Source organism: Synechococcus sp. WH 7805 (assembly GCF_000153285.1).
In the GTDB taxonomy this organism is placed as follows: domain Bacteria; phylum Cyanobacteriota; class Cyanobacteriia; order PCC-6307; family Cyanobiaceae; genus Synechococcus_C.
The window spans coordinates 1608333-1630478 of record NZ_CH724168.1 but is presented as its reverse complement, the minus strand read 5'-3'; the positions used below and the strand labels follow the sequence as shown (position 1 = coordinate 1630478).

General features: G+C 58.4%; 20 protein-coding genes and 1 tRNA gene. 9 read left to right on the top strand and 12 right to left on the bottom strand.

All coding sequences use genetic code 11. The features are described 5' to 3' along the window. Window positions 1-12: 12 nt before the first annotated feature. Window positions 13-84 (bottom strand) — tRNA-Gly (locus tag WH7805_RS08485). A 57-nt stretch (window positions 85-141) separates the two neighbouring features. Next, a complete protein-coding gene (locus WH7805_RS08480) occupies window positions 142-1293 on the bottom strand; it encodes an alanine--glyoxylate aminotransferase family protein (RefSeq protein ID WP_006042642.1) in 1152 nt (383 codons plus the stop codon). A 55-nt stretch (window positions 1294-1348) separates the two neighbouring features. Between WH7805_RS08480 and cbiD the strand changes: the two genes are divergently transcribed. The 6 genes from cbiD (at window position 1349) to mrdA (ending at window position 10316) form a co-directional block, all read left to right on the top strand. After that, entirely contained in the window at window positions 1349-2557 is a 1209-nt protein-coding gene (gene cbiD / locus WH7805_RS08475; RefSeq protein WP_083773581.1) for a cobalt-precorrin-5B (C(1))-methyltransferase CbiD, read from the top strand. Beyond that, entirely contained in the window at window positions 2538-4124 is a 1587-nt protein-coding gene (gene guaA / locus WH7805_RS08470; protein WP_006042640.1) for a glutamine-hydrolyzing GMP synthase, read from the top strand. The genes cbiD and guaA overlap by 20 nt, the downstream gene beginning before the upstream one ends. 1340 nt (window positions 4125-5464) lie before the next feature. Next, a complete protein-coding gene (locus WH7805_RS08465) occupies window positions 5465-6529 on the top strand; it encodes a hypothetical protein (RefSeq protein ID WP_038004571.1) in 1065 nt (354 codons plus the stop codon). 960 nt (window positions 6530-7489) lie between these two features. Beyond that, on the top strand, window positions 7490-8101 hold the full coding sequence (locus WH7805_RS08460) for a hypothetical protein (protein WP_006042638.1): 612 nt from the start codon (window positions 7490-7492) through the stop codon (window positions 8099-8101). Window positions 8102-8119: 18 nt separating this feature from the next. Continuing rightward, entirely contained in the window at window positions 8120-8497 is a 378-nt protein-coding gene (locus WH7805_RS08455; protein ID WP_006042637.1) for a hypothetical protein, read from the top strand. Window positions 8498-8501: 4 nt separating this feature from the next. After that, window positions 8502-10316, top strand: a complete 1815-nt coding sequence (mrdA, locus tag WH7805_RS08450; RefSeq protein WP_006042636.1) for a penicillin-binding protein 2 — start codon at window positions 8502-8504, stop codon at window positions 10314-10316. 9 nt (window positions 10317-10325) lie between these two features. On the opposite strand, the gene WH7805_RS08445 is transcribed toward mrdA, so the two are convergent. The 4 genes from WH7805_RS08445 to WH7805_RS08430 form a co-directional block, all read right to left on the bottom strand. Continuing rightward, a complete protein-coding gene (locus WH7805_RS08445; protein WP_006042635.1) occupies window positions 10326-11474 on the bottom strand; it encodes a glycosyltransferase family 1 protein in 1149 nt (382 codons plus the stop codon). Window positions 11475-11487: 13 nt separating this feature from the next. After that, the gene (locus WH7805_RS08440) at window positions 11488-12681 is read right to left on the bottom strand and encodes an NAD-dependent epimerase/dehydratase family protein (RefSeq protein ID WP_006042634.1); all 1194 of its coding nucleotides are present in this window, start codon (window positions 12679-12681) and stop codon (window positions 11488-11490) included. A gap of 58 nt (window positions 12682-12739) precedes the next feature. Further along, window positions 12740-12907, bottom strand: coding sequence for a photosystem II assembly protein Psb34 (gene psb34, locus WH7805_RS08435; RefSeq protein WP_006042633.1), 168 nt, complete (start codon window positions 12905-12907; stop codon window positions 12740-12742). 101 nt (window positions 12908-13008) lie between these two features. Further along, window positions 13009-13821 carry a thiazole synthase gene (locus WH7805_RS08430; RefSeq protein ID WP_006042632.1) on the bottom strand — a complete coding sequence of 271 codons (813 nt, stop codon included), beginning with the start codon at window positions 13819-13821 and terminating at the stop codon, window positions 13009-13011. A 105-nt stretch (window positions 13822-13926) separates the two neighbouring features. Here WH7805_RS08430 and WH7805_RS08425 point away from each other — a divergent pair, with 105 nt between their 5' ends. Next, window positions 13927-14436, top strand: coding sequence for a hypothetical protein (locus WH7805_RS08425; protein WP_006042631.1), 510 nt, complete (start codon window positions 13927-13929; stop codon window positions 14434-14436). Here the strand turns inward: WH7805_RS08425 and WH7805_RS08420 are convergent. The 3 genes from WH7805_RS08420 to rpmI are packed head-to-tail and all read right to left on the bottom strand — an operon-like array spanning window position 14404 to window position 15619. After that, window positions 14404-14997, bottom strand: coding sequence for a hypothetical protein (locus WH7805_RS08420; RefSeq protein ID WP_006042630.1), 594 nt, complete (start codon window positions 14995-14997; stop codon window positions 14404-14406). The genes WH7805_RS08425 and WH7805_RS08420 overlap by 33 nt on opposite strands. 34 nt (window positions 14998-15031) lie before the next feature. After that, window positions 15032-15379 carry a 50S ribosomal protein L20 gene (rplT, locus tag WH7805_RS08415; RefSeq protein ID WP_006042629.1) on the bottom strand — a complete coding sequence of 116 codons (348 nt, stop codon included), beginning with the start codon at window positions 15377-15379 and terminating at the stop codon, window positions 15032-15034. A 42-nt stretch (window positions 15380-15421) separates the two neighbouring features. Continuing rightward, window positions 15422-15619, bottom strand: coding sequence for a 50S ribosomal protein L35 (rpmI, locus tag WH7805_RS08410; protein WP_006042628.1), 198 nt, complete (start codon window positions 15617-15619; stop codon window positions 15422-15424). A 59-nt stretch (window positions 15620-15678) separates the two neighbouring features. Between rpmI and WH7805_RS08405 the strand changes: the two genes are divergently transcribed. Together WH7805_RS08405 and WH7805_RS08400 are read left to right on the top strand one after the other, a co-directional pair. Beyond that, the gene (locus WH7805_RS08405) at window positions 15679-17256 is read left to right on the top strand and encodes a SpoIID/LytB domain-containing protein (RefSeq protein ID WP_006042627.1); all 1578 of its coding nucleotides are present in this window, start codon (window positions 15679-15681) and stop codon (window positions 17254-17256) included. Between the two features lie 32 nt (window positions 17257-17288). After that, complete coding sequence (locus WH7805_RS08400) at window positions 17289-18623, top strand: glycosyltransferase family 2 protein (protein WP_006042626.1); 1335 nt, start codon at window positions 17289-17291, stop codon at window positions 18621-18623. 15 nt (window positions 18624-18638) lie between these two features. On the opposite strand, the gene WH7805_RS08395 is transcribed toward WH7805_RS08400, so the two are convergent. The 3 genes from WH7805_RS08395 to clpX form a co-directional block, all read right to left on the bottom strand. Then, entirely contained in the window at window positions 18639-20402 is a 1764-nt protein-coding gene (locus tag WH7805_RS08395) for a DNA polymerase III subunit gamma/tau (RefSeq protein WP_006042625.1), read from the bottom strand. Window positions 20403-20429: 27 nt separating this feature from the next. After that, window positions 20430-21104, bottom strand: a complete 675-nt coding sequence (locus WH7805_RS08390; protein ID WP_006042624.1) for a lecithin retinol acyltransferase family protein — start codon at window positions 21102-21104, stop codon at window positions 20430-20432. A gap of 7 nt (window positions 21105-21111) precedes the next feature. Beyond that, window positions 21112-22146, bottom strand: a 1035-nt coding sequence (gene clpX, locus WH7805_RS08385; protein WP_006042623.1) for an ATP-dependent protease ATP-binding subunit ClpX, incomplete at its 5' end; no start/stop codon positions are given.

The following is a 22146-nucleotide window of genomic DNA, read 5'->3' as shown; positions in this document are numbered from 1 at the left end:
ATTATTTGTTCAAGCGGGTGACCGGATTCGAACCGGCGACGTTCAGCTTGGGAAGCTGACATTCTACCACTGAATTACACCCGCGTTGTGGGCATGATGGTATCCCATGCCCTTAAACATCGTTTATTGGAACGAGTTTTTTTAATTGCCCAACGCTAATGATGCTGCACTGAGGCCTGCACCCATCTCGCCTTTGTGCAGACCAAGGGATTGCAAAACAGACTCGATTGCGGCCACGGCTGTGAGCACATCGCGATCACAGACAAACCCAAGGTGGCCGATCCGGAACACGTGACCTTTGAGATGGTCCTGACCTCCAGCCAGCAGGATGTCGAATCGCTCTTTCACGGCTTTACGAAGCTGTTCGGCATCAATTCCATCGGGTGCAACAGCGGTGATTGCAGGGCTGCCATAGCCTTCGGCCGCGAAGAGCGGCAAGCCGATGGCCTTCATCGCTGCAGTCGCAGCAGCCCGATGGCGTGCGTGCCGGGCAAAGATTGCTTCCAGTCCCTCCGACTGCATCATCTCCAGAGCCGCATCCAGGGCGAAGTAGAGATTCACCGCTGGTGTGAACGGGTTGCTGTTCTTGGCTGCCGTTTTCCGGTATGGACCGAGATCCAGATAGAACTTGGGTAGGTCGGAACGTTCGTAGGCGGTCCAGGCCCGATCGCTCATCGCCACGAAGCTCAGCCCCGGAGGCATCATGTAGCCCTTCTGAGACCCTGAGGCCACCACATCCAAGCCCCAGGCATCCATAGGAACATTGGTTGCTCCAAGGCTCGTGACGCAGTCAGCGATGGTGAGCGCCACACCATGGGCCTTCACGTAACTGCTGATCGTTTGAAGATCGTTGATCACTCCGGTGGAGGTTTCGGAGTGCGTGAGGATCACCGCCTTGATGGTTTTGTCGGTATCGGCCTCGAGAGCTGTGCGGAACGCTTCGGGGTCGAGAGGCTGACCCCATTCGGCCTTGATCACGTCTACGTCGAGTCCGTAGGCCCGCGCCACCTTCACCCAGCGTTCACCGAACTTGCCGTTGTCTCCGCAGAGCACACGATCGCCGCGGCTCAGGGTGTTGATGATGCCGGCTTCCATGGCCGCCGTGCCGCTTCCGGTGATCACCAGTACATCGCTGCTGGTCTGATGCAGCCAGCGCAATTGGGCGTTGGTGCGCTCCACCACGGCCTGGAATTCCCCGCTGCGGTGACCGATCGGGTGTCGTCCCATGGCCTTGAGCACCGTTTCGGGCACCGGGGTAGGCCCGGGAATCATCAGGGTCAGCTTGTCCTGCACGGCCTCTGGAGTGCCAATCCTCCATCCTAAAAAATGATCCGCTGCCCTTCCCGTTATCGCTGCCCCTGTTGTTGATTCCGGATCTGGGCTCACCCTGCCGGTGTGGGTGGCGGCGGCAGCCCGTGCCGCTACCCAGGTGTTGCTGGGGGATCCAGCGCCTGATCGGGTCAGCCTGCAGATTCCTGGGGAGTCCGACTCCCGCAGCGTGCCGGTCCACGCGGCGAGTTGTGTTCGCGATGGTGCGCAGGCGCTGGCCATCAGCGTGTGTGATCCAGGTCCTGGCCTCGATCTCACCCGCGGTCTGGAAATCTGGGTGCATGCCTGCTGGGGCCCTGCTGAGCAAGGTTGGCTGATGCTGAAGGCCGGGGCGGGGGTTGGTCGTCTTGAGAGCGATGGCACCCTTTGCATTTCAGGGTTTGCCAGGGATCTCCTGGAGTGCAATCTCCAGGACCTCGTGCCCAGCGGCCAAGGTCTGCAGCTCGAGGTGGTGCTTCCCAGGGGCCGAGAGCTGGCGCAACGCACTAGCAACGCCGCTTTCGGTGTGGTGGAGGGCCTGGCGCTCATCGGCACGCAGGCTGAGGTGCAGGCGAGTGCCTCTCCCGATCAGCTCCAGGCCGCTCTGGTGCGTCTTCAGTCCCTGACGGGGGCGTCTGGTTTTCAGGGGCGGCTCACGTTGGTAATCGGCGAAAACGGTCTTGATCTGGCCCGATCTCTGGACCTCGCGGCCCATCAGCCACAACTGAAGGCCGGCAACTGGATGGGTCCGCTGTTGGTGGCTGCCGCCGAAGCGGGGGTGCAGGAGCTTCTTCTTTTCGGATATCACGGGAAACTGGTGAAGCTGGCCGGCGGCATCTTCCACACCCACCACCATCTGGCGGATGGGCGTCTGGAGGTGCTGGTGGCGCAAGGGGTGAAGCAGGGCCTGTCTGGTGATCGCCTGCGCGGATTGATGGCTGCTGCGTCCCTGGAGGAGGCATTTCGCTGGCTTTCGGATCAGGATCGAGAACAGGCTTTGGCGTTATGGCAAGCCGTGGCCGCTGCGGTAGAAGAACGAAGCCTGGCCTACCTCGTGCGCTATGGCTGCAGCGGCATGCGCGTGGGCGCCGCTTTGTTCGATCGTCAACGCCAGTTGCGCTGGGCAGGACCTTGTGGGCAGGAGATGCTCAAGCGCTGTGGGGTCCTTCTCTACGCTGATGGATCGGCCGCCGATTGCGCGGTCACCCGTTCCACGGCTCACGGGCGAGATGTCACAGGCTCCGAATGAAGGTCAGCGTCAGCCGGCCATTGTCATTCTTGATTTCGGCTCTCAGTACTCGGAACTGATCGCCCGGCGGGTCCGAGAGACCGAGGTGTTCTCCGTGGTGCTTGGTTACAGCACCACGGCAGAGGAACTGCGTCGGATGGCTCCGAAGGGAATCATCCTCAGCGGTGGACCCAGCTCCGTCTACGCGGAGCACGCACCTCTGTGTGACCCGGAGATCTGGAACCTGGGCATTCCCGTTCTGGGGGTTTGCTACGGCATGCAGCTGATGGTGCAGCAGCTGGGCGGTCGTGTGGTGGCGGCCACTGGCAAAGCCGAATACGGCAAGGCACCGCTCGAGGTGGATGACCCCACCGACTTGCTCACGAATGTGGCCAACGGATCCACGATGTGGATGAGCCATGGGGACTCGGTGGAGGCCCTGCCGGAAGGGTTCGTGCGTTTGGCTCATACCGCCAACACGCCCGAGGCCGCTGTGGCCAATCACCAGCGCAGGCTCTACGGCGTGCAGTTCCATCCCGAGGTGGTGCATTCCACCTGCGGGATGGCGATGATCCGCAATTTCGTCTATCACATCTGCGGATGCGAGCCGGATTGGACCACGGCGGCATTCATCGAAGAAGCCGTGAAACAGGTGCGGTCGCAGGTTGGTGACAAGCGGGTACTGCTGGCCCTGTCCGGGGGTGTCGATTCCTCCACCCTCGCCTTTTTGCTTAAGAAGGCCATCGGTGATCAGCTCACTTGCATGTTCATCGATCAGGGATTCATGCGGAAGGGGGAGCCGGAATTCCTCATGGATTTCTTTGATCGCAAATTCAACATTCACGTTGAATACATCAATGCACGCCAGCGTTTTCTCGAAAAACTCAAAGACATCACCGATCCGGAACAGAAGCGCAAAATCATTGGAACGGAGTTCATTCGCGTGTTTGAAGAGGAGAGCCGCCGCTTGGGCCCCTTCGATTACTTGGCCCAGGGCACCCTTTACCCCGATGTGATCGAGAGCGCCGGCACCAACGTTGATCCGAAAACCGGCGAGCGGGTAGCGGTGAAGATCAAGAGCCACCACAACGTTGGCGGCTTGCCGAAGGATCTCCAGTTCAAGCTGGTGGAGCCCCTACGCAAGTTGTTCAAAGACGAAGTGCGCAAGGTGGGTCGTTCGCTCGGCCTGCCGGAGGAGATTGTTCGGCGTCATCCCTTCCCAGGGCCTGGGCTGGCCATCCGCATCCTCGGCGAAGTGACCGCTGAGAAACTCAATTGCCTGCGCGACGCAGATCTGATCGTCCGCGAAGAGGTGAAAGAGGCGGGGCTTTATCACGAGATCTGGCAGGCGTTCGCCGTGCTTCTGCCCGTGCGCTCAGTAGGTGTGATGGGCGACAAACGCACCTATGCCTGGCCGATCGTGCTGCGCTGCGTGTCCAGCGAGGACGGCATGACGGCGGACTGGTCGCGTCTGCCTTACGACCTGATGGAGACCATCTCCAATCGCATCGTGAATGAGGTGAAGGGCGTGAACCGGGTGGTTCTCGATATCACCAGCAAGCCACCGGGCACGATTGAGTGGGAATAGTTATAAGGACCAAACTTATCGTAATCATTGAAGAGTTGTACTTCCCCACTATGACCCTTTGAGGTTGTGTGAAACACTTTCACCTGGTTTTGGGTGACCAACGACCTTACAACTCAATTACTCTTCGATTGCTTCCTTGCTTCTCTAGAAAAAGCTGTGGATCATTGTTCTCTCTTCGCAGGGGTCTGTGCATAAGAGGAAGTCTTTAGGTGGAAGAGACGACGTGCTGATGTGGATGGAATTGTCTTACTTGAGGGTGGAGGCGAACACGCCAACCTGTTGCCATCAACAAGTGCCAACCCGTCCAGAAGGACTTCACCCGAGGAGCGCACTATTACGCTCTCTTCTCTATCAGAGTTACAAGGGGGCAAGAGGAAGTCATTTCTGGTGATGGTGTGATTGCGATCGATCCATCCAGAACTCTGGATGCCAAACAGCCACACTTCCACCCAAACCAGAAGCAATACTTCCTGTAGTTTGCATTCCCTTCTATAGCGTCATGCTTTGTAGACGACGAGCGAGCGAGGACTGCCCTGGATGTGCTGACTATCGTGAGTGAAGAGGGTTTTGAGAAGATGGTCATTGTCGTTGGCAGTGAACGACTGGAAACTTTCGAAGCAGACTGCAATGAGTAGTGCTCACGCGCTGAACCTATTCACCGCAGTGGCCGAAGGTTGGTAGAAAACCTCTGAGATGTGTATTCCTCAGGGATTTTTCTCTCTTGTTCTGACCCGTCATCACCTTTTTCTTGGCGGTCTCCTGTGAGGAGTAGGAGAATTATCAGAAGAGGTGGCATGGAATGCCACTTCTTCAAACGGGAGCACCACCAAGGTGATGGAAGACATTCCTACGATTCGTCACCATCACGACAAAACGACTCTGCTTTGAGACAGCCAATGAATAAAGATGTTTTCCTCGTCCCTTCCTTGATGACGGACTCTTCACTTCTTAAAGGGGATGACCTGATGTTCCAGCCGCTACAAACCTTCTGCCATCCGTAGAAACACGGATATGGAGTGAGAAAGCAACGAGAAGGGGAGCATTTCGCCCTCCTAAAGGTCGTTACTGCCTGACATTGCTTACTAAGTATATCTCTGGCCTGATTCAATGCTAGGAGGAATCAGCTAACTCTGTAAAAGTTTAATTTCTTATTCCATCAACTCAGGCGACCTTGAGAGGAGCACTGGATTGCCTGATCACTCGCTAAAATGAATGATTGAATCTAAAGACGTTCTATAAGAACGATGGGAGATGTAAGTTGGTGTTGGAGTGTAAATTTAAATGCTGCATGGCTTCGGTTGCAGAGGTCTATAATTGATTCAAAGACTTTTCAGGAAGACGTGGATTTAGTGCTGCATATTGGAACGGAAAAGACAGGTACTACATCTATCCAGGAATTTCTAAAGAAGAATATGGTCAGACTTAGGAAAAATGGTGTCTATATCCCGCAATCCCCCATGGTGGGTTACGGAAATCATAGATGGATCCCATTGATCGCGAACAATGATGATTTCTCTGACGATTTTGCTATCATTCAAGAATTTAAAAGCTTAGAAGACAGGAAAGAGAGAATAAATAAAAAAAGAAATGAGCTGATCGATGAATGCCGAAATGCCGCCGCTTCATGCAAGACTTTGATCTTCACATCCGAGCACTTTCAATCTCGATTAAGGGGCATAGAGGAAATTCAGAGACTCAAAAAATTGGTTGAAGAGCTTGCAAGTAGCATACGCATTCTTATTTATATAAGAGATCCCCTCCAGACAGCAGTGTCACTCTTGTCAACTGCAATTAAAGGCGGTGGCACGTTGGTAGGTCTTCCTTCTCCGCAGCAACAATCTATTGAATACCTCTGCAACCATGCTCAAACAATTAGGCGTTGGCATGAATGTTTCCCTGATGCAGAAATTATTGTTAGAAGATTTGAAAGAAGCTTTTTGGAAAAGGGAGATGTTGTAATCGATTTTTGCTCTCAGGTTATCGATGAGTTTTCCGAAAATGAATATGAACTTTTGAATCGCTCTAATGAAACCCTTTCATTGAGTGGAATGGCGTTGCTCCGCAAACTCAACTTGGAATACCCTAAATTTGTTGATAATAAGTCAAATCAAATGCGTGGGCAGATCTCGAGGTTTATCATGAATAATACAAACGATGGCTCAAGATTTTTGCCATGCAGGGATGAATTTGAAGCCTATCAAAGCCACTTTCATGAATCCTGTGAAATCGTGCGCTCTCAGTATTTTCCTCTCAATCAATCATTGTTTGATGATCAGAAAGAGTTTGCCGAAAAGAAAATTAATTTAACAGAAGTGCAGCTTGATCCTAGGCTTTTAGAAAAGCTGATCATATCTCTTTGGGGTGACAAGCGAAAGCTGCAATTAAAATTAAGAAATGCAAAATAATCTGAATTTGTTTTTGCTTTTCTGAGTCATCTGCATCTTTATTATGATCTATAGGTTCTCCCACAACCTGCCAGTCGAATACTGGTGTCTTCGTTGAAGTTGTGCTGCTGCAGAAACTTGGTTGCGTTAACTCCTGGATTGTTGTGAAACAGGAAAGATCTCTGTTCTCGGCTAGATCCAGATAGTGCAAATATGATCTCTAAAAAGCTGAATTTTGATTCAACCCCAATGGTTGGCTGCCGCAATGACGATTCAAAGTCATTGTTGGCCTTGGTTGAAGTCTTTAACTGTTGAAGAAAAAAGAATTCAACTCTAAGGTGGAATTGATTTATTTTAATAACGTAGGATTACCTGTAAGTTATACCGATTTTATTCACCTTATTCCATTGAGGTGAACAGGGTAGGCATTATGAATGTAAGATGTCTATTGCTTTCATTGGTCAGCAATTGATGGTGCATTGATGGTTCGTTATGAGATCAAGCTTCCTGAGGTTGCGTTTCTATAGAGTTTTGTTCAGTCGCTGTGTCGCTCCTGAGTCATGGTTTTGTAGGTTACCTTTTTAGACGGTTGTAAACTTATAGAGTTAACCTCGACCGGTCGCGTGTTTATTTGTAGCCCTCATTAGCGATAAATTTGATCAACCTTGTTGACGAGACAATGCGTTTGGATCCCAAAATCTCTTCATCGCTTCACTTATTTTGAAAAGGAATAACTGTTTGATATAGGAAAAATTCGAAATCTCTACTGTTCAAGTTAGTATCAATTTCTTTTCAAGTTTGTTCTAGGCCGATCCGAACTCCTGTGCTATTGGCGATGAAGTTTCTCGTCTGATCACAGGCGTCCCGATCGTTCACCGTGACTGGCTTCCCGTTCAATGGGTTGATCAAGTGGGAACAAAAGGCGCAGGGGCTGGTGCTCGGTGCTCAGTGCCGATAACCTGAGCCCCCGGCCTCAAGTCTGTGACCGCTGCTCAACAGCAGGACCTGCAAACTCAGCGTCGTCTGCAGCAGGACAGCATCCAGCTGGCAGGCAAGACCATCTATATCAATCCTTTCCTCTACTGGAGGAGGTTTGACAGCAACACTGACCGCTGGCTCAGAGAGCCTGGCCAGCTCAGTGAGGAGCAGATCCAGCAAAACCGCAGCCGTTTTTATCCGGAGCTCGAGTGGGCGCTCCTTGATGAACGCGACCAGGAGGTCAAGGATGGTGCTGTGGAGATGTTCCTCAAGAGCCTGGAGCTGATCAGCACTTTCCATCCTGAGCTCACTTCCGGACAGATTCTGGAGGTGGAGCGCAAGATGGCGATCACCAAGAAGCGGTCTTTCGAGCGGTGGGTCGAGAAGTCTTATCGCCGCAGGTCCCGGGAGGAGACCAAGAAAAAGCGGCGTTTTGCCCGCAACCGTTTCTTGCAGGGATGGGGCGAATGGATCGCCTTGGACACGACCCATCAGGCCTTGGTGCCAATCGTGGCGCTGTTGGTGCTGTCCGCCGTTTTGGGGTGGTCGTATGGCTCTTCTCAATCCAGCTGTCCGACACTTGTGCCTCCGCAGCAGCAGACTGGAGTGCGTTGATCAAGGCATTCTGAATCCATGGCTGAAAGCCAACCGCTGGATGAGCTGCGTCTGGCTTTGATGCAGGACGTGCTGCCTATGGGTTTGGCCTTCGTGGATCGGGTGCGCTCCGATGGACCGGCTCGCGCTGTGGAGTCATTGGCTCAAGCTGATGATCTGTTGGAAGACCTGCGCAGGGAGGGTGAGCCGGCTGCACGGGTTCTGAGGGAGCGTCTCGATCAAATCAGCCCGGGGCTTGGCAATCCAGTGATGTCGGTACAGGTGCAGGTGGATGAGCCAGTGGAGCCGCTGGAGTCCCCTGCGCTCTCGAATGATCCTCAGGAGCTGCAGGAGGTGCTGGCCCGCATTGAGACGCGCCTGCAACGTCTCGATGCTCTGATCACGCCACGGAATTAACGCCATGGCGGGTTTCGCGCAGGGGGATGGTCAGCGTCATACCGGGCTGCGGCAGCAGCCATTAGTACTCCTGGGTCTGGTGTTGATGATGAGCACCGCCATGGTGTCCCGATTGGTCTGGCTTCAGGTGCTCGAAGCTCCGCGCTATCGCCAACTTGCGGATGAGAACCGAATTCGCCTGGTGCCCCGGTCGCCCACCCGCGGTCGACTGCTGGATCGCAAAGGCCGGGTGCTGGCCTCCAGCAAGCTCACCTATTCGTTGTATGTGGAACCGCGTCTTGTGGATGACGCGTCATGGCCGGATTTGCGCGATCGGCTCGCCCGACTTCTGAACCTTGATGCGGATGTGTTGGATCAGCGTCGTGGTGGTGGCCTGGCAAGGGATGGCTACCGCATCAATCTGGCCACGGATCTGAAGCCGGAACAGGTGCTGCGTTTCCGGGAGCAGGCACGTGGGCTCAAGGGGGCGCAGGTGGATGTGGACATCCTCCGGGCCTATCCCCATGGAACTCTGGCAGCCCATGCCCTCGGTTACACCCAGCCAATCACAGAAGACGAATACAAATCGCTGGGCAAGAAGGGGTACAAGATCCGTGATCGAATCGGCCGGATTGGTGTGGAAGCCGCCTACGAATCCCACCTGCGCGGCGCCTGGGGCGGCCAGATGCTTGAGGTCAATGCCATGGGTGAGGTGCAGCGCCACCTCGGTGATCGTCCGTCGGTGGCGGGCAAGGATCTCACTCTCACCCTGGATCTCGATCTGCAGAAGGTGGCAGAGCAGGCCCTGGCGGACAAACCCGGGGGCGCCATCGTCGCCATGGATCCAAAAACCGGCGCCATCCTGGCGTTGGCCAGCAAGCCCACCTTCGACCCCAACTTCTTCTCCAAGCTCGTCACCACACAGAAGGAGTACGACGCGCTGTTCTCCAACCCGAAGAAGCCCTTGCTCTCGCGGGCGATGAACCCTTATGACCCCGGCAGTACCTGGAAGGCGGTGACAGCAATGGCCGCTATGGAGTCCGGCAAATTCCCTCCGGACACCAAGTTGCCCACCATGGCCTGCATTACTTATGGGGGGCATTGCTTCCCCGACCACAACGGCGCTGGTTTCGGCACCATCGGTTACGCCGATGCGTTGCGCTTCTCCAGCAACACCTTTTTCTATCAAGTGGGGGTGGGAGCCGGCTCGCGTGCTCTTCAGAAAGCGGCGACAGCCCTGGGTTTCGGGCAGAAATCAGGCATTGAGATCGGCTGGGAGGAAAGTGTCGGTTTGGTGGGTGATGAAGACTGGGCCGCGGCCGGTCGCGGCTGGGCGGAGCCCGGTACGACCCCATGGATTCCGGAGGACATGGCCAGTGCGTCCATCGGTCAGTCGGTGGTTCAGATCACCCCCCTGCAGTTGGCCCGGGCGTATTCGGTGTTCGCCAACGGTGGCTGGCTGGTCACACCCCACCTTGCGGATCAGGGGCTGGACTGGACCGATGCCTCCCGTCGTACCAAGGTGGACCTGAAGCCTTCCACGCTCGCCAAAATCCGAGAAGGTCTGCGCAAGGTGGTGTCTGATGGCACTGGGTTTGGGCTGAACGGTCCAGGCATTCCTCCAGCAGGCGGCAAGACGGGGACCGCAGAGGACAGCACTGGTGGTCCGGACCATGCCTGGTTTGCCACTTACGCCCCCTATCCGGAAGGAGAGATCGTGATCGTGGCTTTTGCACAGAACACACCCGGGGGAGGCTCAGTGCATGCGCTGCCGATGGCCAAAAAGGTGATGGAGGTTTGGAACCGCACCCGTGGTCAATCGGAGGCGTCGGGAGTGTGAGCGCCTGATTCAGGCGGCCTCGTTCAATTGAGGTTGCTTCAGAACTTGGCGGTAATAGCCGCGAAGCTGCTCGGTGGCTCCAGCCCATCCCCAGCGCTCGGCTTCCGAGCGGGCAGCGTTGCGCAGGGCCTGGCGTTCAAGGTCGTTACCCAGCAGGCGTTGGGTGGCCTCGATCAGGCTGGCGGCTCCACTATCGGCGCCATCGGGTTCGTAAAGGCAACCGTTCACTCCGTCGGTGATGATGTCGGGAATGCCTCCTCGGTTGGCGCCCACCACGGGGCATCCGGCCGCCATCGCTTCAAGCAGCACCAAACCAAGGGTTTCCGTACTCGAGGGGAACAGGAAAGCGTCGCCGCTGGCGTAGGCACCGGCCAGTTCTTCGCCAGCCAAATAACCCACGAAAGTCGTGGCGGTGCCCTCGAAGTGCTTCTCCAATTGCTGACGGTGAGGCCCATCACCCACAAGGGCGAGGCGGGCGTCGGGTAAGGCCTCCAGTACCGGTTTGATTCGCTCGATCTGTTTCTCAGCGGAGAGACGGCCCACGTAAAGCAGCAGGGCTCCGCGGTCGTCGTAGCCGCCGAGCAGTCGCTGCCGGAGCTCAGGACTGCGGAGCTCAGGGCGGAACAGTTCGGTGTCAACACCGCGCTGCCAGAGGTCTGTGTGCTGAATTCCTTTCTCACTCAGTTCCTGCACCATGGCGGTGGAGGTGCAGAGATTGAGCAGAGCCTGGTTGTGGGCCGCCTTGAGTAGCTCCCAGAGGAGGGGTTCAAGCATCCCCATGCCGTAGTGCTCGAGATATTTGGGCAGGTGGGTGTGGTAACTCGCCACCAACGGAACCGATTTTGCTTTGGCTAGCCAGATGCCCCCCAAGCCCAGCACCGCCGGATTCACCACATGGATCAGGTCCGGCTCGAAGCTGTCGATCGCTTCGGAGACGGCGGGTCGAGGAAGCGCCAGCTTGAGTTCGGGATAGAGCGGCAGTGGCATCGCCGGAACGCCGATCAGGCGAGCTCCCATGTATTCCTCTGGGCATCCCTCCGGACAGAACACGATCACCTCATCACCGGCCTCTACCAGGTGCTTCACCGTTTTGGTGAGACGAGTGACGATCCCATCAACCTTGGGGAGGAAGGTCTCGGTGAAGAAGGCGATTTTCAAGGGAGTGCCCTGATCAAGCGGTGGCGATGGCCTGGGCCTGGGTCTTGGTCCAGGCGGAGGTGCAGAGGATGCGGTTGCGATCGCAGCGGTCGGCGTAGCGCGTTGCGATCTCCACCACTTCCTTGAGCAACCCATCATCGAGGGTGGTGGGATTGAGTCCCAGCTCGATGAAGCAGCGGTTGTCCACGATCAGGTCGTTCTCCACGGCCTCATTCCGGGGATTGGGCAGGTTGTTCACCTGTGCTCCGGTGAGGGCAGCCACCTTTTTGGCGAGTTCGCCCACCTGATGGCTTTCGGTCATCTGGTTGAAGATCTTCACTCGCTCCCCCTGGGTGGGGGGGTTCTCCAAGGCGAGCTGAACACACTTCACGGAATCGCGGATGTGAATGAAGGCGCGGGTCTGGCCGCCGGTTCCATGAACGGTGAGGGGGTAACCGATGGCCGCCTGCATCAGGAAGCGGTTGAGCACCGTGCCGTAATCGCCGTCGTAATCGAAGCGATTGGTCAGGCGTGGGTCGCGGTCGGTGGCGTCAGTGTTGGTGCCCCAGACGATTCCCTGGTGGAGGTCGGTGATGCGGACCTTGTCATTCTTGTTGTAGTAAAGGAAAAGCAGCTGATCGAGCGTCTTGGTCATGTGATAGACGCTGCCAGGGCTGGCGGGATGGAGGATTTCCTCCTCGAAGCGGCTGCCGTCCGGCTGGGGCACTTCCACCTTGAGGTAGCCCTCGGGAATGGTGGCGCCGCGGTGGGAGCCGTAGCCATAAACACCCATGGTGCCGAGGTGCACCACATGGATGTCGAGCCCGCTCTCCACAATGGCGGCGAGGAGGTTGTGAGTACCGTTGACGTTGTTGTCGACGGTGTAGCGCTTGGTGGCGCTGTTTTTCATTGAATAGGGCGCGGCCCGCTGTTCGGCGAAATGAACAATGGAATCCGGCTTCTCCTCTAACAGCAGATCAAGCAGCCGCTGATACTCGTGAGCGATATCCATATGAAGGAATCGCATCGGCTTGCCGCCGATCTCCTCCCAGGTTTTAAGCCGCTCACCGATGCTGACGATCGGTGTGAGCGATTCCACCTCTAAATCGATGTCGATCTTGCGGCGGCTGAGGTTGTCCACGATCAACACGTCGTGGCCCTGATCAGCGAGATTCACTGCACAGGGCCAGCCGCAGAAGCCGTCACCACCGAGAACGAGAACTTTCACCTCAAACTCCTGCTGAAGCGTGCGAGCCGCCAATCTGAGGCAAGCTACTACAGGCTTTTCAGCTGATCGCCACAGCGAAAGCCATCAGGACGGCCACGAGCAGGGAGCCACCGATCATCGCCAGCCGGGAGCCGTTGCTGTGTCTGGCTTCCTCGCTCAATATTTCCATCCGAGGTTCTTTGGCGAATGCATTGAGACGACCTCCGTCCTCTTGAGTGACCTGCATGCAATTTCTCGGAAACTGATCCGGAACTTATGGAATTGGTCGCGGTGTGTCCTCGTACCTCAATGCAGCGTCATAGGCCTTGATTTGTCTTAACAGATGCTTCAGCCGTTGACCTTGCCGGTGGTCGGGGAGCTTGGCGATGCCTGAGCCCTGGTCGGCAGCCGTCCGGCCTGATGGGCCTGGCGCCCGGCAAGGACGGCGGAGGCCATCGCTTCGGCCATCAGAGGCGGGTCACCGGCAAGGGCGATGGCACTGTTCACCAGAACGGCGTCTGCTCCCATCTCCAGAGCCGCGGCCGCCTCGCTAGGCACGCCAATGCCCGCATCCACGACCACGGGAATCGAGGCGTTTTCGATGATCAGAGCGATGTTGGAAGCATTGCGCAACCCCTGACCCGATCCGATCGGAGAACCCAGGGGCATCACCGTGGCGCATCCCACCTCTTCGAGGCGTTTGGCCAGCAAAGGATCCGCATTGATGTAAGGGAGCACCGTGAATCCCTCCTTCACCAGCTGTTCAGCGGCGTCCAGGGTTCCGAAGGGATCCGGTAGCAGGTGGCGGCTGTCGGGAATCACTTCCAGCTTGACGAAGCTGTTGTTTTCTTGGCCGGCGAGCTTCGCCAGTTCGCGCCCCAACCGCGCCACTCGAACAGCTTCCTCTGCTGTCGCACAGCCAGCGGTATTGGGCAGCATCCAGATCCGTGACCAGTCGATCGCCTCCATCAGACCAGCGTGCCCAGCTGCCACCGTCTGCACTCTGCGAACGGCCACGGTCACCATCTCGCAATTTGAACGCTCCAGGCTCTGTTGCATCAACGCCAGGTTTGGATATTTTCCCGTGCCGGTGAACAGCCTGCTGTGGAACTGGCGGCCACCGATCAGAAGCGTGTCGGTACTGGTCGGGGTCGAATCCATGAAAAAGAATGGAGGGACTGGTTAGGGAACCGGAGCGGAAAACGGACGAGTAACGCTGGAGCGCACTACCGTGCGCCCATCATCATTCTCGTCACGTCTGTCACCATGGACATGAACGCGCCGATTGAGATTCCGGCGACCTTCGAACCGTCTCTGCCTCTCGATAGCTCTCTTCTCGATGAGCCTCTGGTTTTGAATGGTGCTGTTCAGCAGTTCGATCCGGTGCTGCGTGCGGCCGATCTGGCAGCGACCATGCCTCGTCAATGGTGCGGAAGCTACAAGTCGTTCACGTCCGGCAACACGGTTGATGTGAAGCTCACCCTGGCGAGCGTGCAACCGATCGGCCAAATGGTGGATCTGCGAGGTGACATGGTGATCGCTGGCGTCAGCACGCCCGTGCAGGGCAATCTCAATGCCACATCGGACCAGCTCGATCTGCTTCCTTTGGCCGGTGAGCTTGCTGACGATCTCGAAGCTGGTGGTGACTTTCTCGGACTGCAGGGAATGAGTCTTTCAAGCTGGCAAGCACCCAGGCTCACCAACCTTGGCGGCAGTCTCAGCCTGGCTCCCAGCTGCTCCGCTTCAGAAGCCCCTCCCATCCGGGCTCTCTGGTGATTCGTTCGTCGGCGTTGTCTCAGAGCGGCTGCTGAGCTGACGCTTGGCGGCTTTTTCTAAGCGTTTGAGGCGCTTCTTCGCTGTTTGATTGTCCGGCTCGAGCCTGAGAACCTTCCGATACAGCTCACAAGCCGCATCTCTGTTGAGCAGTCGTTCTTCTGCAAAGGCCAGATTGTTGAGAGCCACGGGATATTCCGCCTTGGCTTGCAGTGCCGATTTGTAATGCCTGATGGCTGTTGAAAAATCCTTTTGGGCGGCCAGAGAGAAGCCAAGAGCGTTTTGGATCAGTGCTCGAGCTTCCTGCGGCTCGTTTCCCAGTCGTTTCACGGCTTGCCGCAAGGTGGCCGTGGCCTGTGGATAGAGGCGTTTGCGTAATTGAACAGAGGCCAGCTCGTACAGATCGCCGGCATCGCGAGAACCAGCTGCATCCGCCTGTTCGAGACGGATGAGGTTCTGTTCATCGCGACGTACGCGCAGGAGCTGGCGACCAACAACAACGGCAACGATCGCAAGCAGGCCTATCAGGCCCAGCAGATAGGTCTGCGGAAGGAGGGATTCCATAAAGGAGAGCAATGGTCCCGGGGCGGGACGCTACTCAACCCTGGGTGGCATTCACCACAGTTGCGAAGCTGGAGGGATCTGCAACAGCGAGTTGGGCCAGCATCTTGCGATTGATACGCACGTCCGCCTGCTTTAAACCACCGATTAGGCGGCTGTAACTCACACCATTGAGACGTGCTGCCGCATTGATGCGTGCAATCCAAAGACGGCGAAAATCGCGCTTGCGCCGGCGCCGGTCGCGGTAGGCGTTGCACAGGGCTTTCATCACCCGCTGGTTGGCAGTTCGGAACAAAGTTCCGTTGCTGCCGCGAAAACCGCGGGCTAGGCGGAGGATCTTGTTGCGACGCTTGCGGGCGACGTTGCCTCTCTTGACGCGTGCCATTGATTCGGTGAGTAATTAAGAAACGATCGTGCTCTGACGCTATTAGGCGTAGGGCATCATCAGAGACACCCGTTCTTCGTCCGTCCGGTCAACCACTGCTTTGGTGGCCAGGTGGCGCTTCAGTTTCGGGCTCTTGTGATCCAGCAGGTGATTGCGGAAGGCGCGCCGACGCAGGAACTTGCCAGTGCCTGTTGCCTTGAACCGCTTGGCGGCTGCTTTGCGGGTCTTGAGCTTGGGCATGTCTCTGGCGGCACGTGGCACAAACAAAGACAATAGAACTTCATCCGCCCTTCAGCCAAATGTTCGGCGTCAGATCTCTGGCCAACCTGCTGGTGCTGCCGGTTTTCGCGACGGTCGGTTGCCGTGCTCAGGACCTGAGGTCCCTACCTCCAGACTTGAAGGTTCCGGTGCTTCCCACCCATCGCTCCGTGCCTGCGCCGCCCGCTGCGGGGCAGGGGACTCTGTGGGTGTCGCTCGCGGATCACCTCGGCCGCGGCACTCGTCCGCAGCGTTCTGCGCCTCTGCTCACGCTCACCAGTGCCGGCCAAGCGCCGCTGCAGCTTCTCGATCCCAGTGGAACGGTTGTGGCCGATGGCCCAACCCTGCGCTTCAGCTGGCGATTGGTGCCTTTGGAGACCCCCCTTGCCGTGGCCAGACGGGTGGCAGGGCCTTTGGCCAGTTTCGAATCAGCCGAGCGGCTTGCGGATCGTTGGCGGGATCAAGGTGTGGAGGCCAAGGTCGCCCACCCCGATGAGTGGGAGGTGTGGGCACCGCTCGATGCGCCGGATCTGTCCGGTGTGGCCTTGCGTGATGTCACCATCACGATTGCGGCCGTGGTTCGACCCGTGTTGGAGGGGACTGATGGTGGCCGCACGCTCCAGGGACCTCTGCAGGTTCAAGCTCCGACTGGACTGCGTTGGCAGGGCGGTGTGATGCGTGGACCTTTCCGACTGCAGGCCGATGCTTATGGCAGCTGGACCTTGCTGGAGCAGGTCCCTTTGGAGCGTTACCTGGAGGGCGTGGTGCCCCATGAGATCGGCGCAGGCTCTCCCGCTGCAGCGCTTCAGGCCCAAGCGGTTCTTGCCCGGACCTGGGCCCTGGCCAATAGCCATCGATTCGCGATTGACGGGTATCACCTCTGCAGTGATACCCAGTGCCAGGTCTACAGCGATCCGCGGCAGGCTTCAGCCTCGGTTCGCGAGGCCATCCGTACGACATCCGGTGAGGTGCTCCGCTGGGAGGGCGAACCCATCCATGCGGTGTATCACGCCACCAATGGCGGCATCAGTGCCAGCGGAGAAGAAGCCTGGGCGATGGACCCTCTGCCCTATGTGCGCGTGCAACTGGATGGATCTCAGGCCTGGCGCGATTCCACGATGCTGCCGCTGCAGTCGTCGGAGGGTGTGAAAGCGCTCCTGCAGCGCCGGGATGGGGCTTATGGCTCTGGTCATCCACGCTTCCGCTGGACCCGCACTTATTCGGCTAGCCAACTGGCCCAAGCACTGGCGGCCGCTGGCAAGGGCAACGCTCTTCCCTCCGCAGTCAGTGTGAAAAACCGGGGCCCCAGCGGACGCGTTCTGACCCTACTGATTGAGCGAGACGGGGGTGCGTCACCTGTGGTTTTACGCCTCGATGCGATCCGACGCACGTTGCGCCGCCTACCCAGCACCCTGTTTGTGCTTCAGCCTGATGGACCTGATGTTTGGCAATTTCAGGGCGGTGGATTCGGTCATGGTGTCGGCCTCTCGCAGGCCGGGGCCATTGATCTGGCTGGCCGCGGTTGGAATGCTCAGCGCATCCTTCAGTATTACTACCCCGGAACTCTCCTAGAGCCACTCAGGCCGAAACCGGCGACTCCTTCTGTTCAAGCCCCTTAAAGTTCGAGGCAATTGAGGTCGGGGAAGGGGGCGTGGCCGCAGGCACAGGGGATCACCGACGCGGCAAGACGGCTGTCTTTCTTGTTGCCTGCGGCTGGGCCGGAGCGGCACCCCATTGGCTGGATCCGAGTCGAAGTCTCCTCCCAGCACTCACCCTCGCGATCGTGCTTGGTGGCTACGGCCTCCGAACAGTGCTTCGCAGGGCCGCGTCTGCTGATGGTTCTGAGACCGTTTCCGATAGTTCTGATTTGCCAGATGCGGCAACGGCCTGTTGGCCTTCTGTTGATGTGGTTGTGGCTGCCAGGGATGAGGAGGCGGTCGTCACCCGACTCGTAGAACGTTTGAGTGCGCTGCGCTACCCCGCTGATCGCCTCAGCCTGTGCGTTGTGGATGACGGCAGCGAAGACCGCACGCCCGACCGATTGGCTGTGCTGCAGGATCGCTTCCCAGCCCTGCGGGTGATCCGCCGGCCCCGCAATGCCGGTGGAGGGAAATCCGGTGCCCTCAATGCAGCCCTGGCTCAAACGCAGGGGGAGTGGTTGCTGATTCTTGATGCCGATGCCCAGCTCGCGGAAGATCAGCTCGAGCGGCTCATCCCCTTTGCCAGCGGCGGGGGTTGGTCGGCTGTACAGATGCGCAAGGCCGTCAACAATCCCGAGGACAACTGGCTGACCAGAGTGCAGGCCATGGAAATGGCCTTCGATTCCCAGATTCAGCAGGGACGTCTTGCCGGTGGTGGGGTGGCGGAACTGCGGGGAAATGGTCAGCTTCTGCGCCGGGATCTGCTGGAGGCCTGCGGCGGATTCAACGAGGAAACGGTTACCGACGATCTGGATCTGAGCTTCCGACTGCTGCTGCATGAGGCTCGCATCGGCATCCTCTGGAATCCACCGGTCCAGGAAGAAGCGGTTGAAACACTCCAGGCTCTCTGGAAACAGCGTCAACGTTGGGCCGAGGGGGGGTTGCAGCGTTTTCTGGATTACTGGCCGGGTTTGCTTTCATCCCGACTCACCCTGGCCCAGCGCCGCGATCTCGCCAGCTTCTTTCTTCTCCAGTACGCCCTCCCCGTGGTGTCCTGGTCGGATCTGATTACCAGTGTGCTGAGCAGAACCTCACCGGCGTACTGGCCTCTCTCGATCGTCGCCTTCGGTGTGTCGGGTGTGGCCTATTGGCGGGGATGCCGCAGGGCCAGCGATGGTCCTGATCTTCCTCAGCCAGATCTATTCAACCTGTTGCTTGGTATTGCTTATCTCAGCCACTGGTTTGTGGTGATCCCCTGGGTCACTCTGCGTATGGCTCTCCGTCCCAAACGGTTGGTGTGGGCGAAGACGAGCCACCGCGGCCAGGAGGAAGCGGTTCAAGCCTGAGGCTGTTCAGGTGGATCAAGTCTCCAGATCCACGTTCAGCACCTGACCGTTGAAGAAATCAGCCAGGCGCTTGGCTTTGTCATCCAGCACGGATGGTTCCTGTCGCTGTGCAGGTGGGGGGTCGGATTCCGGCTTTGGGGCAGGAGCCGATGTCGGTGTTGGTGGTGCGGCTACCGGTCGCGGCGGCAATTGCGCTTCGCTGCTCGTGATTGCTGGAACTGGAACTGGAACTGGTGTGGGAGTCGGTGCTGGTGCCGGCGTGGCGGCCATTGGTGCAGCCCCCCCATGGCTCTCCAGCACGAGTTGGCGGCTGCCGCCAACAGCCCGGGCGATGGCCTGCTCCAGCAAGGCCACGCGGCTTTGCACCATGCCCATCCAGTTGCCGGCCACCTGCACCACGGCGCGGTGATTGTCCAGCCTCACCAGCTCGGCCTGTTGGGACAGCAACATGCGCGTGGAAGGCAGTTCCAGGCCAGCCAGGATCTGTTGCCAGAGCTCTTTGAGATCTTGAGGAGGCGATGGGCTTGCTGCCACTGCAGGCTCTGCTGCCGGGGTGCTGGTGTCCGGAAGGCTGATGGGAGCTGGTGTAGAGGCCTGCGCTGGCGCTGGCGGGGTTGGGTCCGCAGTTGCGGGGGATGGACGAGGGGGCTGACGGGAGGTTGGGACGGTGGCTTGGGGGGCAGTGGGCTCTGAGAGCAACCCCAGCAGCAGCACCTCCAGCCAGAGCCGGGGTTGCACGCTCTGGCGCAGTTGTTGCTCCGTCCCGCGCAGTTGGGATTGCCACTGCAGCAAGCGGCTGCGGCCGATCGCTTTGGCCAGCTCTGGCAGCTGGTCGCGGAACTGGGGCGACACGCTGGTGAGTTCCGGCCGGTCCGGAGCTGCAGCCATCAGCACCAGATCGCGCAGGATTCCTGCAAGGCCCTGCAGCACGGAGCCAGCATCGCGACCACGGTCCAGCAGGGTTCGGGTGGCTTCCAGCAGGGCTACCGGTTCGCCGCTGCTCATGGCCGTCACCAGCGCCAGCAATTCCTGTTCGGGCACGGCACCCAGCAGATCCCACACCGCATCGGCCTGAATCGGTCCGGGCAGAAGGCTGAGTTGATCCAGCAGGCTTTCGGCATCACGCAGGCCTCCTTGTGCCCGTTGGGCCACCACATGCAGGGCTTCGGGCTGGATCGGGATGGTTTCCTGCTCTGCAATCCAGGTGAGATGCCGTTCAAGCGCCTCCAGGGGAATGCGCCGGAAGTCGAAACGCTGACAGCGGCTGAGGATCGTGGGCAGCACCCGTTGCGGGTCGGTTGTGGCCAGCACAAACACCACCTGCGGCGGCGGTTCCTCGAGAGTTTTGAGAAGGGCGTTGAAGGCCGCTGTGGAGAGCATGTGGCATTCATCCACCACGTACACCTTCCAGCGCGCCTGCACCGGGGCAAAGCGGGAGCGTTCGATCAGATCGCGGATGTTGTCCACGCCTGTGTTCGAGGCCGCATCGATCTCGATGACATCGAGGGCCGTGCCGGCTGCAATCGTGGTGCATAGCTCGCAGTGGCCGCAGGGTTCCGGTGTGGGCCCCTCACTGTTGAGGCAGTTGAGGGAGCGGGCCAGGATCCGAGCGCTGGAGGTTTTGCCGGTGCCCCTGGGCCCGCTGAACAGATAGGCCGGGGCGATGCGTCCCGACCGCAGGGCGTGGCCAAGGGTCGCGGCAATCGCCTCCTGCCCCACCAGTTGATCGAGACGCTGGGGCCTGTATTTGTGATGCAGTGGCTGGTAAGCCTGACTCATGCACTGCCAGCGGGATGCTGAGGCTACCTAGATTTCAGGCTGGCTCTCTAAGAGAGTTCTGATGCGGTTTTCCAGGTCTTCCACAGCAGCCAGTTCGTCGGCGATGGTGCGTCCGGTGAGCAGCAGCTGGCGTCCACGGCGATCCAGGCGGTCATCTGCACCCTGGCCTGGCATGCCTTTCAGCCAGACCTCCGCCTGCTCAAGGGTGGACTCCAGCTTCTCAAGCAGGGTCTGACGCAGGCGCTGGAGCTGCACCAGTCCCTGACGGGCTCGTTCCTTCGAGGCCTCGTCGATCAGACCTTTTCGGAGCAGCAGGCCCAGCCCGGTGAGCAGTGCAGCGGGCATCAGTTGACCGAGGGCGAGGGCGCCGAGGCTGCCGGTGTGCAGCCAGTCCTCCACCTGTCCACTGCGATGCCGGCCTGTTTTGCACCAGTTGGCGAAATGCTCGCAGTTGTTGAAGAGCAGGTTGTAGTTCTGCTCGCCGATACGACTCATCGCCCGGCGCAGGGTGACTCCGGCTGGAGAGGCTTGATCGTGACTGACGACGCTCACCTCCTGGCCGCGGCTGAACTCCTCAAGCGGACTGCGCAGGATCTCCCGCCCCTCGAGATAGTGGGCGACGCTGCCGTCGCCCAGATCGATGCCGTGGTGGAGAAAGAGTCCGTGCTGGCGGGGCACCCGAAGATGGTCGGCAGCGGCCATGCTGGCCTCAGGCGGATTCTTGTTGCCGCTCGCTACCGGGAAGAGGCAACACCTTGCCTCCGGTGTGTTCTTCCACCATGGCGCGTGTGATGGTGAACGATGACACGTTTTTGCTTGAGGGCAGTTCGTACATCAAATCGAGCATCAGCTCTTCCACAATCCCCCTCAGGGCACGGGCTCCAGTCTTGCGTCGATGGGCTTCCTGGGCGATGGCTTCAATCGCTCTGGGTTCAAATTCCAGTTGAACGTTGTCCATGCTCAGCAGGGTTCTGAATTGCTTCACCAGGGCGTCCCTTGGTTCGGTGAGAATGGATTCAAGAGCGTGTTCATCAAGGGGCTCGAGCACGGCGCTCACAGGCATGCGGCCGATGAACTCCGGAATGAGCCCGTAGCGCACAAGATCATCGGGCTCGAGATGGCGCAGCACCTGAGCAGCCTGCAGGTCACGGGTTGCTTTCCCGCGCCCTCGGCCATCGGCGGGTACGAAGCCGATGGCATTGCGGCCCATACGCTTCTGCACCACGTCATCGAGCCCGACGAAGGCTCCGCCGCAGATGAACAGGATCTGGCTGGTATCGATCTGGATGCAGTCCTGGTATGGATGCTTGCGGCCACCTTGGGGGGGAACGTTGGCCACGGTGCCTTCCAGCATTTTTAAAAGCGCTTGCTGAACCCCTTCGCCCGAAACATCCCGGGTAATGGACGGGTTCTCGCTCTTACGGGCGATCTTGTCGATTTCATCGATGTAGATGATGCCCCTCTGAGCAAGCTCCACATCCATGTCGGCCTTCTGCAGCAACCGCAACAGGATGTTTTCCACGTCTTCGCCCACATAACCGGCCTCGGTGAGGGTGGTGGCGTCGGCCACGGCGAAGGGCACATCCAACATCTCTGCCAGCGTCTGAGCCAGGAGGGTTTTGCCGCAGCCAGTCGGCCCGATTAGAAGGATGTTGGATTTGTGCAGACGGGTGGCGGTTTCTTCCGTTTCGCCTTTGCCATCGCCTTGCCACGCCAGGCGTTTGTAGTGGTTGTAAACAGCAAC